Here is a 14,740-nt window from a genome sequence, read left to right as displayed (position 1 = left end):
ACTACCCAACAGGGGCGGTGACTTACATGCTCTTTGCGGCCGATAAGGGAGACATCAACACCATCATCGGCGGGATCGCTCCGGACTGGGGCCCCTTCGGCAGCCTGGGCAACGAGGCCAAGGTGATGATCGAGGTCGTGATGGCGGTGGCCATCCTGATCTGCCTCGGCATCGCCATCTGGGGCGCCGCCAAGCAGCGCATCGGTGCCACGGCCCTCCGCGACACCTTCAGCGCGGAACAGGGCAAGGGCCTCATCATCGCCGGCCTCACAGGAGTCTTCATCATCGGCTCCCTCGGCACGCTCTTCACCATCGTGTACGGCATGGCCGTGTAGGCCGGGCACCGTCCGCCCCGGCCGGGCAAGCCCGGCTCGCCCTCCATCCCACCCGCCCGTCGTGCCCACCGGCTGAGGTTGCGTTTCCCTGATGTCGAGTCACCACACCGCGCCCGCGCGGGAACCAGCACGGCTACCGTCGTACGAGGAGTACGAAGTGTCTCCGCACGACGTCGAGGGGGCGTACGCGGCATGAGTCTCGGTGACGAGCGCGAGCCCTACGGCGGCACGGGCCAGACCCGCACCCGCCTGCCCGGCACGGACACCGACCCCTACGGCACCCCCCGCCGCGGCCCACGCTCCTCATCCCGCAGCCTGGTGACGGTGGTAGGCGTGGTGGTCCTCCTGATCGCAGCGATCGCCTTCGCGAATCGGGGGGGTGGTGATTCGTCGTCTTCGACGGACGGTTCCGGCAGCAAGCCGGAGACCTCGGCTACGGCACCCTCCGGAAAGCGACCAGTGGGGGCGAAGACGGACGGAATCCCCACGGGCTATGCCCAGGACAAGCAGGGTGCCCAGTCCGCCGCCACCAATTACGGCATCGCGCTCGGGTCCGCTGACATGTACAACACGGAAAAGCGGCACGCGATCGTCAACACCGTGTACGCACCCGACGTCGCTGCCGCCCAGCTGCCGCGTTTCGACCAGGTCTACTCCCGGCAGAGCTTCCTCGAGAAGATCGGCCTGGACAAGGACGGCGCCGCGCCAAGCGGTCAGACCTTCGTCTCCCGCGTCATCCCGGTCGGCACCAAGGTCACGTCCTTCAGCGGCAGCACCGCCACGGTCGCGCTCTGGTACACATCCCTCTTCGGCCTGTCGGGGGAGGGCTCCACCAACCCCGTGACCGAGAGCTGGTACACGACGACCTACCAGTTGAAGTGGGTCGACGGTGACTGGAAGGTCACCGACTTCACCCAGGAGGACGGCCCCGTCCCGGTCGGACGCGACCAAAGAGCATCCACCGCAGAGGACATGACCAAGGCTGTCGAGGAGTACGGAGGGTACACCTATGCCCGGTAAGCGCCACGTACTCAAGCTCGCCGCAGCGGTCACGGCGGTGCAGACGGCCACGGTCCTGTTGGCAACCCGTGCCTTCGCCGCCCCCACTCCGTCCCCGTCACCCAGCAACAACGCGTGCGACCTCCTCAGGGGCGAGGCCCGCGACATCTGCGAAGGCGACACCGGCAGCGGGAGCGGTACGGGCGGAGGCAACCCCTCCATCAACCCCACCTCCACCCTCGACCCCCTCTCCTCCCTCGCCAAGGGCTGTGCCGACGCCGCCTCCTGGACCGTCGACAAGCTCAGCGACGCCGTGAAGGAGACCGCCAACGTCGACTTCACCAACCCCAAGTTCCTCCAGCAGTACGCGGTCGTCTTCGCCGCGTCGACGATCCTCACGCTCCTGCTCTGGCTGCTGGCCGTCGCCAAGCGAGCCGTCCGCGGCGTCCCCCTGACCACCGCCCTGTCCGAAGCCATCGGGTTCCTCTGGCTCACGGTCCTCGCCTCCGCCTTCACCCCGCTGATCCTCTACACCGTCGTCTCCGCGACCGACGGCATCACCGAGGTCCTCGCCAAAGCCACCGGCGACCAGACCGACGCCTTCTTCGGCACCTTCTCCGAGGCCCTCAAGAAGGGCGAGGACATCGGCGGCGGCCCCATCATGCTGATCGTCGTCTCCCTGGTCAGCATCCTCGCCGCCGGCGTGCTCTGGCTGGAGCTCGTCATCCGCGCGGCCCTCCTCTACGTCGGCGCCCTCCTCGGCACCGTCGTCTACGCCGGCCTCGTCGACAAGAACCTCTGGGGCCACGTCCGCCGCTGGGCCGGCATCATGATCGCGGTCATCCTCGTGAAGCCCGTCATCGTCATCGTCCTCGGCCTCGCCGGCGCGCTCTCCGCCGACGACGGCCCCGACGCCTTCTCCGCCGTCGTCTCCGGCCTCGCCATCATCCTGCTCGCCATCTTCGCCAGCGCGATGATCTACCGCTTCGTCCCCGGCTTCGGCGACGAGATCGCCGGCTCCCGCAACAACCGCATCATGCGAGGCGCCGAGAGCAAGGCCGCGGCCGTCATCAGCTCCCCGGCGTCCCTGGTCGCGCAGGGCATCAAGACCCACAGCACCCGCGCCGACAACAACGGCGGAGGCAGCCAGTCCTCCGCCCCGCGCCCCAGCAACCCCGCCTCCGGCGGAGTCGCCGCGCACAGCACGCGCCCCTCGAACGGCGGCGGCGGATCTGTCCCCTCCGCCGCACCCGCCCCCCGTTCGAGCAGCCCCGTCAACACGCCCCACGCCAGCAGCACCCGCAACAGCAGTACCAACCGCACGGGAGGTGAAGGGCGTTGACGACCGAGTCACACGTGTCCCATCCGGTCACGCCCCGCCGGACATATCTGATCGGCCGCGCCCGGCCGAACGCGATCATCGGCCGCAACCGCGAGACCGGCGAGATCGCCCTGATCGTCGTGGGCGCGTTCCTCGGCATGATGTGCGGACTCCTCGTCCCGGTGCTGTCCCTGCGCATCGTGCTGCTCGCCGGGTTCCCGATGCTGGCGCTGGCCGCGGTGTACGTGCCGTACAAACACCGCACGTTCTACAAGTGGTTCGAGATCAACCGCAGCTACAAGCGCACCCTCAAGCAGGGCGCCACCTACCGCTCCACCGCCGTCGAGGCCGGCACCCACCTCGACGGCCGCGAGGTCGAGATCGGCCCGCCCCCCGGCATCGGCCGCATCACCTGGCTGTCCGCTCCCTTCGGCCCGGACGAGATCGCCGTGCTGCTGCACGCGGACCGCAAGACCGTCACCGCCGCCATCGAGATCGAGGGCCCCGGCGTCGGCCTGCGCGACAGCGAGGACCAGGAGGCCCTGGTCGACCGCTTCGGCACGCTGCTCAAGCACGTGGCCAACGGCGACGGCTTCGTCACCCGCCTGCAGATGCTGGCCCGCACCCTCCCCGCCGACCCGGACGCCCACGCCAAGGACGTCGCCGTCCGCGGCGACGACAAGGCACCGGGCTGGCTCCAGCAGTCGTACGACCAGCTCCAGTCGATGGTGTCCACCAGCAGCGAGCAGCACCGCGCCTACCTCGTCGCCTGCATGCACTACACCCGCGACCTCGCCGCCGAGGCCAACGCCATGGCCCGGGCCGCCCGCGCCCACGGCGGCAAGGTCGACCGGGACGCCGGACTCGCCGTCGTCATGGCCCGCGAGCTCACGGACATCTGCTCGCGCCTCCAGGAGGCCGACATCCGCGTCCGCCAGCCCCTCGGCCAGAGCAGGCTGTCCTCGCTGATCCACTCCATGTACGACCCGGACCACCCGATCGACCACATCCAGGCGATGACGAAACGTAATGCCTGGCCGGCCGAGCTGGACGCCATGGAGCCCACCTATCTCCAGGCCAAGACCCGCGAGTCCTCCACCCGCGCCCCTTGGTGCCACGCCACCGCCTGGGTGAAGGAGTGGCCGATGACCCCCGTCGGCGTCAACTTCCTCGCCCCGCTGCTCGTCCACACCCCGGACGTCATCCGTACGGTCGCCGTCACCATGGACCTCGAACCCACCGAGGTCGCCATCGAGCGCATGCTCACGGAGAAGACCAACGACGAGGCCGAGGCGTCCCGCGCCGCCAAGATGAACCGCACCGTCGACCCGCGCGACGTGGCCGCGAACTCCCGGCTCGACCAGCGCGGCGAGGACCTCGCCAGCGGCGCCGCCGGCGTCAACCTCGTCGGCTACATCACCGTCAGCTCCCGCTCCCCCGACGCCCTCGCGCGCGACAAGCGCACGATAAGGGCCTCGGCCGGAAAGTCGTACCTCAAGCTGGAGTGGTGCGACCGCGAGCACCACCGCGCCTTCGTGAACACCCTTCCCTTCGCCACCGGCATTCGGAGGTAGGACCTGATGCGGGATCCGCTGTCCGTCCTCACCGAGGCCTTCACGTCCTTCCTCTTCGGGAAGGTCGAGACGACCCGGCTCCCGGTGCGCACGTCCACGGGCCAGGCCCAGGCGGTCTACCTCCCGACCGCCGCCCCGGGCCTCGGCGACTCCGGCGTCATCATCGGCCGCGAGGTGTACTCCGGGAAGGGCTACATCTACGACCCCTTCCAGCTCTACGGCCAGCAGCTCCCCGCCCCCCACTGGCTGGTGCTCGGCGAGTCCGGCAACGGCAAGTCGGCGCTGGAGAAGACGTACGTCCTGCGCCAGCTCCGCTTCAAGGACCGTCAGGTCGTCGTCCTGGACGCCCAGGGCGAGGACGGAGTGGGTGAATGGAACCTCATCGCCCAGGAGCTGGGGATAACTCCCATCCGCCTGGACCCGATGGCCGCCCTGGACCACGGCATCCGCCTCAACCCCCTCGACCCCGCGATCACCACCACGGGCCAGCTCGCGCTGCTCCGCACGATCATCGAGGTCGCCATGGGCCACGGCCTGGACGAACGCTCCGGCTTCGCCCTCAAGGTCGCCCACGCCTACGTCAACGAGACGATCGTCGACCGCCAGCCGGTCCTCTCCGACATCGTCGAGCAGCTGCGCCACCCCGAGCCCGAGTCGGCCGAGGCGATGAACGTCGCCATAGACGACGTACGGGCCTGGGGCCTCGACGTCGCCCTGGTCCTGGACCGCCTGGTCGACGGTGACCTGCGCGGCATGTTCGACGGCCCGACGACGGTCGGCATCGACCTCGACGCCCCGCTGATCGTCTTCGACCTGTCCCACATCGACCGCAACTCCATCGCCATGCCCATCCTCATGGCGATCGTCGGCGTCTGGCTGGAGCACACCTGGATCCGCCCCGACCGGAAGAAGCGCATCTTCCTGGTCGAGGAGGCCTGGCACATCATCAACAGCCCCTTCGTGGCGCAACTGTTCCAGCGCCTGCTGAAGTTCGGCCGCCGCCTCGGCTTGTCCTTCGTCGCGGTCGTCCACCACCTCTCCGACGTCGTCGACGGCGCGGCCGCGAAGGAAGCCGCGGCGATCCTGAAGATGGCCTCGACCAGGACGATCTACGCCCAGAAAGCCGACGAGGCGAGGGCCACCGGCCGGGTCCTCGGCCTGCCCCGCTGGGCGGTCGAGATCATCCCGACCCTCACCCCCGGCATCGCCGTCTGGGACGTCAACGGCAACGTCCAGGTCGTCAAACACCTGGTCACCGAGACCGAACGCCCCCTGGTCTTCACCGACCGCGCGATGACCGAGTCCTCCGCCGACCTCCCGGACGACGCCCTGCACGCCGCCGAGATCGAGGCCGAGGAACGGGCCGCGGCCTTCGTGGAACACCACATGGGCGGCTCCGAATCGACGGTGGCGTAGGCGTACGCAGGGGAGGAACGCGTGAGACCGGACGACCGCCGCACCCAGCGGGACGGCCAGGGAGGCATCCCCGACGGGCTGCTGGTCGGCATACTCGCGTTCCTCCTCGGCATGACCCTGCTGGTGTGGACGGCCACCGGCCTCGCCGGCTGGTTCGCCCACGGCGCCTGGCCGTCCGGCGTCACCTTCACCCGCACTCCCCTCGCCATGCGCGGCCTCATCGCCGAGCCCCACGACATCCCCGGCGCCTGGCCCGACGCACCCCCCGGCCAGCTCTCCGGCTACGGCCTGTTCTGGGGCCTGTTCATCGGCCAGCTGATGGTCCTGTTCGTCCTGACGGTGTTCGTCCTCGGCACGGTGGCCCGCTGGCGCGCGGGCCGAGCCCGACGCCGGGCGGAGAAGGCGACGGCGGTGGAACGACCGCCGGCACACCAGGAGCCCTATCCGCCGGCACACCAGGAGCCCCATCCCCCGACCCAGCACGCGCCCCACACACCGGCCCAGCAGGACGCACCGGCACCGCACGGGGCACCGACACCGACGCAGCACGAGGCACCGACGCCGGCCCCGCACGCGCCCCACACACCCGCCCAGCACGGGGCACCGACACCGACGCAGCCCGAGGTATCGGCGTCAGCGCAGCACGGGGCACCCGCATCACCGCAGCCGCCCACGACCCCCACGTCGGCGCAGCACGACGTCCCCACTCCCCGCCGCGCAACGGCCCCCCAACCACCGCACCCCCTGGACCCGACAGCCCCTCTCACCCACCCCCCGCACCCGACGGCGACTCCGTCCTCACCCCCGGCGGCCATCCCCACGACCCCGGCTTCTTTGTTCGGCCAGGAACGGGTGGGCGGGTGGGAAAAAATCCACGTAGCCCCAAGGGAAACCCGCCAGACAACCGCCACCCAGGCGGTACGCGACGCGGAAGGCCCCACCCTGGTCGTCACGTCCAACCCCACCCTCTGGCAGGAAACAAAGGACGCCCGAGGGAAACTCGGCCCCACCCACCTCTACGACCCCACCCACCTCTGCGACACCCCGTCCCGTCTCCACTGGTCCCCCACCACCGGCTGCGAGGACAGGGAAACGGCGACAGCGAGAGCCACGGCCCTCCTCACCCCCGTACGCCCCACCGCCAAACTCGACCAGGCGGTCACCGACACGGCCACCACCCTCCTGCGGAGCTACCTGCACGCCGCCGCCGTCGACGGCCGCACCATCCGCCACGTCCACCGCTGGTCCCAGGGCACCCAGATCCAGGACGCCGTACGCATCCTCCGCACGAACCCCAAGGCCGCCCCCGGCTCCGCGGGCGAACTCGAAGGCGCCCTCACGGCACACCCGGAACGCCGCGACATGGCCCAGCAACTGACCACCCGCGCTCTCGCGGCCCTCTCCACGGTCAACATCCGAAACGCGTGCACTCCCAACCGAAGTGACGCCCTCGCCCTGGATTCCTTCGTCCACGAAGGGGGCACGCTTTATGTGGTGGGTGAATCCATCGAGGACCCCAGGACCAACCCGGGCGCGATGCCCTTCCTGACGGCCCTCGTCTCCAGCGTGGTCGAGCGCGGCCGGCGCATGGCCGAACGGTCATCCTCCGGTCGCCTCGACCCACCACTGACGCTCGTCCTGGACGACGTCGCGGCCGTGGCCCCGCTTCCCCAGCTCCCGGAGCTGCTGGCCACCGGAGCGGACCGGGGCATGCCGACCCTGGCCCTGCTCCGGTCCCGCGAACAGGGCCGCGCCCGCTGGCCGCACGACGAACTGCCGGTCTAGCCCCTGTCACTTGGCCGCACGATGAACTGCCGGTCCAGCTCCCGTCACCTGGCCGCACGACGAACTGCCGGTCCAGGACCGCCCCAGACCGCCCCAGGACCGCCCGTCACTCGCGCTCGAGCACGAACTCCAGCTCCAGCTCCCCGGCGTCCCCCAGCGGCACCGTCACCCCACTCGGCAGGAACCCCGCCCGCCGGTAGAACCGCTGCGCCCGCCCGTTCTCCTCGTGCACGATGAGCCGCACCCGCTCAAGCCCCCGCCCCCACGACCACTCCAGGGCCGCGTCGAACAGCACCTCGGTCAGCCCGCTTCCGCGCTCCTCGGGCCGTACGAACACGCCGACCACGTGCCCCTGTTTCCGCTCCACCGGAAACCCGGCCCAGTCGGTCGTCCCGGGCTCCTCCACGAGCACGGTCAGCGTCCCCACCCACCGCCCGTCCGGCCCCTCGGCGATGATCTGCTGCGCCTGGTCCGCCCCGTCGGCGGCCCTGGCCGTCCGCTCCTGCCAGTACGAGTCCGGCTTGGCCACGGCCTCGTCGTACGTCTCCAGGAAGGCCAGGTGCGCCACCGGGTCCCGCAGCGCCGCGAGCCGCAGCTCCTTCGCCGCGGGCCACTCGTCGGCACGGACGGACCGGATCACATAGCTCATGCGGGTCACGGTAGTACCCGGGTACGACACCGCTCACCCCGATTACCCCGCCGGTCCGACGCCCGCCGCCCCCGCACGCACGAGCATCGAAGCATGCTGACGGCACACGAACTCACCAAACGCTACGGCGACCGCACGGTCGTCACGGACCTGTCCTTCACGGTCCGCCCCGGCACGGTCACCGGCTTCCTCGGCCCGAACGGCGCCGGCAAGTCCACGACCATGCGCATGCTCCTCGGCCTCGACGCCCCCACCCGCGGCCACGCGACCGTGGGCGGACGCTCCTACGCCACCCACCCGGCACCCCTCACCGAGGTCGGCGCCCTGCTGGAGGCCCGCTCGGTCCACCCCGGCCGCACGGCCCGCCACCACCTGCGCGCCCTCGCCCACACGCACGGCATCCCCCGCGCACGGGTCGAGCAGGTCCTCGGCCTCACCGGCCTGACCGACGTGGCCGACCGCCGCGTCAAGGGCTTCTCCCTCGGCATGGGCCAGCGCCTCGGCATCGCCGCGGCCCTCCTCGGCGACCCGGCGGTCCTCATCCTCGACGAGCCGGTCAACGGCCTCGACCCGGAGGGCGTCCTGTGGATCCGCAACCTGCTCAAGTCCCTCGCCGCCGAGGGCCGCACGGTCTTCGTCTCCTCCCACCTGATGAGCGAGATGGCCCTCACCGCCGAACATCTGGTCATCATCGGCCGGGGCCGCCTCCTCGCCGACACCACGGTGGCCGACTTCGTCCGCGACTCGGGCGCGGGCACCGTCAAGGTCGTCACCCCGCAGGCCGCCGACCTCGTCCGCGTCCTCACCGCACCCGGCGTCGACATCACCCCCGACAGCCCCGGCACCCTCCAGGTCCACGGCACGGACGCCGAACACATCGGCCGCACGGCAGCCGCCCACGGCATCCCCCTCTACGAACTGACTCCCAACGCCGCCTCCCTGGAGGAGGCCTTCATGGACCTCACCCGCGACGCCGTGGAGTACCCGGCGACCCTCGAAGGAGCAGCGGCATGACCACGGCGACCCTCCCCTACCGCGTGACCCCGGCACGCGTCCTGCACTCCGAGTGGCACAAGTTCCGGACCCTGCGCTCCACCTGGATCAACCTCGCCGTCACGAGCCTCCTGACCGCCGCGATGGGCGCGGGCCTCGGCGCCGCCTACGACGGCTCGGGCGAAGGCGGCATGGACACCGTCATGTTCGTCCTCCTCGGCACCCAGTTCGCCACGATCAACCTCGGCGTACTGGGCATCCTGGCCACCGCCGGCGAGTACTCCACCGGCCAGATCCGCGCCACGATGACCGCCGTCCCGCGCCGCCTGCCCGTCCTGTGGTCCAAGGCCGCCGTCCTGACCGCGATCGTCCTCCCCCTCACCCTGGCGACGAACCTCCTGACCTTCCCCCTCGCCCAGTCCTTCCTCACCGGCACCGACCTGTCCGCCTCCTTCGGCGACCCCGGTGTCCTGCGCGCCCTCGCGGGCAACGCGGCCGGCCTCACCCTCCTCGCCGTCCTCGCCCTCGCCATCGGCGCCCTCCTCCGCTCGGTCCCGACGGCCATCGGCGCCTTCATCGGCCTGATCATGATCCTCCCGGAGGTCCTGGCGATGCTCCCCTACGACGCCGTCGACAACGCCGTCCGCTACTTCCCCGGCAAAGCCCTGGAGGCCCTCACCACGGCCCAGCCCATGCCCGGCGCCGCCTCCCCGGGAAGCGCCCTGCTCGCCATGCTCCTGTGGACGGCGACCACCCTGGCCATGGCCGCGTGGGTCCTGCGCCGCCGAGACGTCTGACACCCGGCCCCGGGACCCCTCACCATGGACCCCGTGACGACGGAAGACCGGGCGACGGAGCCCCTCACCGAATACGCCCACCGCCTCACCCGCCGGGTGCGCGCCTTCGACCACCGCCATCCGCTGCTGTGGGACCTGCACTTCGCCGGCTTCTGGGTGACGGCCGCCCTGATCGACTGGGCGGGCGGCGGCTGGCGGCACAACGCCCACAACCTGGACGTCCCCGGCGGGCTCCTCCTGGCTCTGAGCCTCGGGTTCTCCCTCCCCCTCCTCTGGCGCCGCACCCACCCGGGGGCCGCCCTCGCCGCGACGGTCCCCTTCGCCCTCGTCAACGCCTGGACCGGTGCCGCCCTCCAGGCCGCCCTGCTCCAACTGGTCCTCGTCTACCACCTGGCCCTGCGCCGCGCCCTGCGCGATCTGTGGTGGGCGACGGCCCTGGTGATCGCCCCGGTCCTGGTCTCGGTCGCCCGGCACGGGGAAGGCACCTGGGACCAGCAGATCGGCTCGCAGCTGATGTCCATCACGGTGGCCGCCCTCATCGGCGTCACGGTCCGCACCCGCCGCAATTACACCGAGGCCCTGGAGGACCGCGCCCGCCGCCTGGAGCGGGAACGCGACCAGCAGGCCCAGCTCGCCACCGCCGCCGAACGCGCCCGCATCGCCCGCGAGATGCACGACATCATCGGCCACAACCTCTCCGTCATCACCGGCCTCGCCGACGGCGGCCGGTACGCGGCCACCAAGTCCCCGGAACGCGCCGCCCAGGCCCTCGACGCCATCGCCACCACCAGCCGCCAGGCCCTCACCGAACTCCGCCGCCTCCTCGACGTCCTCGGCGAGGAGGAGAAACAACAGGCGGACCGGACCCCACAACCCGGCCTCACGGACCTCGACCAGCTCCTCGACGGCGTCCGCTCCGCAGGCCTCACCATCCACACCACCGCCCACGGAAGCCCCACCCTTCCCCCGGGCCGCCAGCTCACGGTCTACCGCGTCATCCAGGAAGCCCTCACCAACACCCTCAAACACGGCGGCCCGGACGCCACCGCGGACATAGAGCTGTCCTACGAGGACAGGGGCGCGGTCACCGTCACGATCACGGACACCGGCAACGGCAGCCGCCCTCAGAGCCCCGCGGGCGGCCGCGGACTGCCCGGAATGCGCGAGCGAACGGCCCTCTACGGCGGCACACTTGAGGCCGGCCCTCGCCCTCACCCGGAGCGGGGCTGGCGCGTCCGCCTACATCTCCCGGAGGAAAACCCGCAGTGACCACGGTCCTCATCGCCGACGACCAGCCCTTGCAGCGCTTCGGCTCCCGCATGCTCCTGGAGAGCCAGGACGACATGACGGTCGTGGGGGAGGCGGCGAACGGCAGCGAAGCGGTCCGCATGGCGTCCGAGCTGCACCCCGACGTCGTCCTCATGGACATCCGCATGCCCGGCCTGGACGGCATCGAGGCGACCCGCCGCATCACCGCCGCGGGCGACCGCACCCGCATCCTGATCGTCACCACTTTCGATCTGGACGAGTACGCCTACGCCGGCCTCCGCGCGGGCGCCTCGGGCTTCCTGGTCAAGGACGCCCAGCCGGAGGAGCTCCTGGCCGGCATCCGCGCGGTCGCCACGGGCGACGCGGTCGTGGCCCCGAGCCTGACCCGCCGCCTCCTCGACGCCTACGTCCACCACCTGCCCACCGATTCCTCGGCGGAGCCGGTGCAGGAGGATCCCCGCCTGGCCGCTCTCACCGACCGGGAGCGGGAAATCCTGACGGTCATCGGCAAGGGCTGGACGAACACGGAGATAGCCACGCGCCTCCATCTGGCCGAGTCGACGGTGAAGACCCACGTGGGCCGCGTCCTCGCAAAAACCGGTTCCCGCGACCGCATCCAGGCGGTCATCCTGGCCTACGACACGAAACTGGTCCAACCGTCCTGAAACACAAAAAGGCCCACACCGTAAGGTGTGGGCCTTTTCAATAATTGTTCGGCGGCGTCCTACTCTCCCACAGGGTCCCCCCTGCAGTACCATCGGCGCTGTAAGGCTTAGCTTCCGGGTTCGGAATGTAACCGGGCGTTTCCCCTACGCTATAACCACCGAAACACTATGAAACTGTGAACGCCACACCGCCAACAATGACGGGGCTGTTCGTGGTTTCAGAACCAACACAGTGGACGCGAGCAACTGAGGACAAGCCCTCGGCCTATTAGTACCGGTCAACTCCACACGTTACCGTGCTTCCATATCCGGCCTATCAACCCAGTCGTCTACTGGGAGCCTTACCCCATCAAGTGGGTGGGAGTCCTCATCTCGAAGCAGGCTTCCCGCTTAGATGCTTTCAGCGGTTATCCCTCCCGAACGTAGCCAACCAGCCATGCCCTTGGCAGAACAACTGGCACACCAGAGGTTCGTCCGTCCCGGTCCTCTCGTACTAGGGACAGCCCTTCTCAAGACTCCTACGCGCACAGCGGATAGGGACCGAACTGTCTCACGACGTTCTAAACCCAGCTCGCGTACCGCTTTAATGGGCGAACAGCCCAACCCTTGGGACCGACTCCAGCCCCAGGATGCGACGAGCCGACATCGAGGTGCCAAACCATCCCGTCGATATGGACTCTTGGGGAAGATCAGCCTGTTATCCCCGGGGTACCTTTTATCCGTTGAGCGACGGCGCTTCCACAAGCCACCGCCGGATCACTAGTCCCGACTTTCGTCCCTGCTCGACCCGTCGGTCTCACAGTCAAGCTCCCTTGTGCACTTACACTCAACACCTGATTGCCAACCAGGCTGAGGGAACCTTTGGGCGCCTCCGTTACCCTTTAGGAGGCAACCGCCCCAGTTAAACTACCCATCAGACACTGTCCCTGATCCGGATCACGGACCCAGGTTAGACATCCAGCACGACCAGACTGGTATTTCAACGACGACTCCACACTAACTGGCGTTAGCGCTTCACAGTCTCCCAGCTATCCTACACAAGCCGAACCGAACACCAATATCAAACTGTAGTAAAGGTCCCGGGGTCTTTCCGTCCTGCTGCGCGAAACGAGCATCTTTACTCGTAGTGCAATTTCACCGGGCCTATGGTTGAGACAGTCGAGAAGTCGTTACGCCATTCGTGCAGGTCGGAACTTACCCGACAAGGAATTTCGCTACCTTAGGATGGTTATAGTTACCACCGCCGTTTACTGGCGCTTAAGTTCTCAGCTTCGCCCCACCGAAATGGAGCTAACCGGTCCCCTTAACGTTCCAGCACCGGGCAGGCGTCAGTCCGTATACATCGCCTTACGGCTTCGCACGGACCTGTGTTTTTAGTAAACAGTCGCTTCTCGCTGGTCTCTGCGGCCACCCCCAGCTCTGGCAGCAAGTGCCGTCACCGGATGTGGCCCCCCTTCTCCCGAAGTTACGGGGGCATTTTGCCGAGTTCCTTAACCATAGTTCACCCGAACGCCTCGGTATTCTCTACCTGACCACCTGAGTCGGTTTAGGGTACGGGCCGCCATGAAACTCGCTAGAGGCTTTTCTCGACAGCATAGGATCATCCACTTCACCACAATCGGCTCGGCATCAGGTCTCAGCCACAAGGTGTGCGGATTTACCTACACACCGGCCTACACCCTTACCCCGGGACAACCACCGCCCGGGCTGGACTACCTTCCTGCGTCACCCCATCACTCACCTACTACCACCTTGGTTCAGCGGCTCCACCACTCCCCTTTGCCCGAAGGCTCCGGGGCGGCTTCACGGCCTTAGCATTAGCGGGCTCGATGTTTGACGCTTCACAGCGGGTACCGGAATATCAACCGGTTATCCATCGACTACGCCTGTCGGCCTCGCCTTAGGTCCCGACTTACCCTGGGCAGATCAGCTTGACCCAGGAACCCTTAGTCAATCGGCGCACACGTTTCTCACGTGTGAATCGCTACTCATGCCTGCATTCTCACTCGTCAACCGTCCACAACTCGCTTACGCGGCTGCTTCACCCGGCAGACGACGCTCCCCTACCCATCACGATCCCCGTTGGGGGTATATATCGCAATGACACGACTTCGGCGGTACGCTTGAGCCCCGCTACATTGTCGGCGCGGAATCACTAGACCAGTGAGCTATTACGCACTCTTTCAAGGGTGGCTGCTTCTAAGCCAACCTCCTGGTTGTCTCTGCGACTCCACATCCTTTCCCACTTAGCGTACGCTTAGGGGCCTTAGTCGATGCTCTGGGCTGTTTCCCTCTCGACCATGGAGCTTATCCCCCACAGTCTCACTGCCGCGCTCTCACTTACCGGCATTCGGAGTTTGGCTAAGGTCAGTAACCCGGTAGGGCCCATCGCCTATCCAGTGCTCTACCTCCGGCAAGAAACACACGACGCTGCACCTAAATGCATTTCGGGGAGAACCAGCTATCACGGAGTTTGATTGGCCTTTCACCCCTAACCACAGGTCATCCCCCAGGTTTTCAACCCTGGTGGGTTCGGTCCTCCACGAAGTCTTACCTCCGCTTCAACCTGCCCATGGCTAGATCACTCCGCTTCGGGTCTTGAGCGTGCTACTCAGACGCCCTATTCGGACTCGCTTTCGCTACGGCTTCCCCACACGGGTTAACCTCGCAACACACCGCAAACTCGCAGGCTCATTCTTCAAAAGGCACGCAGTCACGAGATGGAAGCAAGCTCCCATCCGACGCTCCCACGGCTTGTAGGCACACGGTTTCAGGTACTATTTCACTCCCCTCCCGGGGTACTTTTCACCATTCCCTCACGGTACTATCCGCTATCGGTCACCAGGGAATATTTAGGCTTAGCGGGTGGTCCCGCCAGATTCACACGGGATTTCTCGGGCCCCGTGCTACTTGGGTGTCTCTCAAACGAGCCGCTGA

Annotated in this window: 11 protein-coding genes and 2 rRNA genes (1 of these 13 cut by a window edge); 10 read left to right on the top strand and 3 right to left on the bottom strand. The window is 68.2% G+C overall.

Going from position 1 to position 14,740, the window contains the following annotated elements; all coding sequences use genetic code 11:
• The first annotated feature begins 26 nt into the window (after positions 1–26).
• From ACSUPV_RS21700 to ACSUPV_RS21675, 6 genes are all read left to right on the top strand, one after another.
• Positions 27–335, top strand: a complete 309-nt coding sequence (locus ACSUPV_RS21700; RefSeq protein WP_004000049.1) for a hypothetical protein — start codon at positions 27–29, stop codon at positions 333–335.
• A 192-nt stretch (positions 336–527) separates the two neighbouring features.
• Positions 528–1,355, top strand: coding sequence for a hypothetical protein (locus ACSUPV_RS21695; protein ID WP_037759293.1), 828 nt, complete (start codon positions 528–530; stop codon positions 1,353–1,355).
• Complete coding sequence (locus tag ACSUPV_RS21690) at positions 1,345–2,676, top strand: membrane protein (RefSeq protein ID WP_037759290.1); 1,332 nt, start codon at positions 1,345–1,347, stop codon at positions 2,674–2,676. The genes ACSUPV_RS21695 and ACSUPV_RS21690 overlap by 11 nt, the downstream gene beginning before the upstream one ends.
• Positions 2,673–4,229 carry an SCO6880 family protein gene (locus tag ACSUPV_RS21685; protein WP_031113005.1) on the top strand — a complete coding sequence of 519 codons (1,557 nt, stop codon included), beginning with the start codon at positions 2,673–2,675 and terminating at the stop codon, positions 4,227–4,229. Before ACSUPV_RS21690 ends, ACSUPV_RS21685 begins: the two co-directional genes overlap by 4 nt.
• A gap of 6 nt (positions 4,230–4,235) precedes the next feature.
• Positions 4,236–5,645, top strand: coding sequence for an ATP-binding protein (locus ACSUPV_RS21680; protein ID WP_031113008.1), 1,410 nt, complete (start codon positions 4,236–4,238; stop codon positions 5,643–5,645).
• Positions 5,646–5,666: 21 nt separating this feature from the next.
• The gene (locus tag ACSUPV_RS21675) at positions 5,667–7,430 is read left to right on the top strand and encodes a TraM recognition domain-containing protein (RefSeq protein WP_436948239.1); all 1,764 of its coding nucleotides are present in this window, start codon (positions 5,667–5,669) and stop codon (positions 7,428–7,430) included.
• A gap of 106 nt (positions 7,431–7,536) precedes the next feature.
• On the opposite strand, the gene ACSUPV_RS21670 is transcribed toward ACSUPV_RS21675, so the two are convergent.
• Positions 7,537–8,079: a GNAT family N-acetyltransferase gene (locus ACSUPV_RS21670; RefSeq protein WP_031113010.1), complete on the bottom strand. Its 543-nt coding sequence runs from the start codon at positions 8,077–8,079 to the stop codon at positions 7,537–7,539.
• A 93-nt stretch (positions 8,080–8,172) separates the two neighbouring features.
• Between ACSUPV_RS21670 and ACSUPV_RS21665 the strand changes: the two genes are divergently transcribed.
• The 4 genes from ACSUPV_RS21665 to ACSUPV_RS21650 are packed head-to-tail and all read left to right on the top strand — an operon-like array spanning position 8,173 to position 11,803.
• Complete coding sequence (locus tag ACSUPV_RS21665; RefSeq protein WP_382617980.1) at positions 8,173–9,093, top strand: ABC transporter ATP-binding protein; 921 nt, start codon at positions 8,173–8,175, stop codon at positions 9,091–9,093.
• Entirely contained in the window at positions 9,090–9,869 is a 780-nt protein-coding gene (locus ACSUPV_RS21660) for an ABC transporter permease (RefSeq protein ID WP_031113014.1), read from the top strand. Before ACSUPV_RS21665 ends, ACSUPV_RS21660 begins: the two co-directional genes overlap by 4 nt.
• A 24-nt stretch (positions 9,870–9,893) precedes the next feature.
• Positions 9,894–11,138 carry a sensor histidine kinase gene (locus ACSUPV_RS21655; RefSeq protein ID WP_436948238.1) on the top strand — a complete coding sequence of 415 codons (1,245 nt, stop codon included), beginning with the start codon at positions 9,894–9,896 and terminating at the stop codon, positions 11,136–11,138.
• Positions 11,135–11,803, top strand: a complete 669-nt coding sequence (locus ACSUPV_RS21650; protein WP_031113017.1) for a response regulator — start codon at positions 11,135–11,137, stop codon at positions 11,801–11,803. Before ACSUPV_RS21655 ends, ACSUPV_RS21650 begins: the two co-directional genes overlap by 4 nt.
• Before the next feature lie 46 nt (positions 11,804–11,849).
• Here the strand turns inward: ACSUPV_RS21650 and rrf are convergent.
• Both rrf and ACSUPV_RS21640 read right to left on the bottom strand, forming a co-directional pair.
• A 5S ribosomal RNA gene (rrf, locus tag ACSUPV_RS21645) occupies positions 11,850–11,966 on the bottom strand.
• 85 nt (positions 11,967–12,051) lie between these two features.
• Positions 12,052–14,740: ribosomal RNA gene (locus tag ACSUPV_RS21640) — 23S ribosomal RNA — on the bottom strand (it continues 432 nt past the right edge of the window).

Origin of the sequence: Streptomyces sp. SudanB52_2052 (assembly GCF_964272415.1) — a bacterium.
GTDB lineage: Bacteria > Actinomycetota > Actinomycetes > Streptomycetales > Streptomycetaceae > Streptomyces > Streptomyces olindensis.
Note: the sequence above shows the minus strand (reverse complement) of the source record. Positions and strands in the feature narration are given on the sequence as shown.

Coding starts and splice junctions, on each gene's coding strand:
- ACSUPV_RS21670 (WP_031113010.1), bottom strand. CDS start 8,079: ATGAGCTATGTGATCCGGTCCGTCCGTGCCGACGAGTGGCCCGCGGCG.
- ACSUPV_RS21660 (WP_031113014.1), top strand. CDS start 9,090: ATGACCACGGCGACCCTCCCCTACCGCGTGACCCCGGCACGCGTCCTG.
- ACSUPV_RS21655 (WP_436948238.1), top strand. CDS start 9,894: ATGGACCCCGTGACGACGGAAGACCGGGCGACGGAGCCCCTCACCGAA.
- ACSUPV_RS21680 (WP_031113008.1), top strand. CDS start 4,236: ATGCGGGATCCGCTGTCCGTCCTCACCGAGGCCTTCACGTCCTTCCTC.
- ACSUPV_RS21690 (WP_037759290.1), top strand. CDS start 1,345: ATGCCCGGTAAGCGCCACGTACTCAAGCTCGCCGCAGCGGTCACGGCG.
- ACSUPV_RS21695 (WP_037759293.1), top strand. CDS start 528: ATGAGTCTCGGTGACGAGCGCGAGCCCTACGGCGGCACGGGCCAGACC.
- ACSUPV_RS21665 (WP_382617980.1), top strand. CDS start 8,173: ATGCTGACGGCACACGAACTCACCAAACGCTACGGCGACCGCACGGTC.
- ACSUPV_RS21700 (WP_004000049.1), top strand. CDS start 27: ATGCTCTTTGCGGCCGATAAGGGAGACATCAACACCATCATCGGCGGG.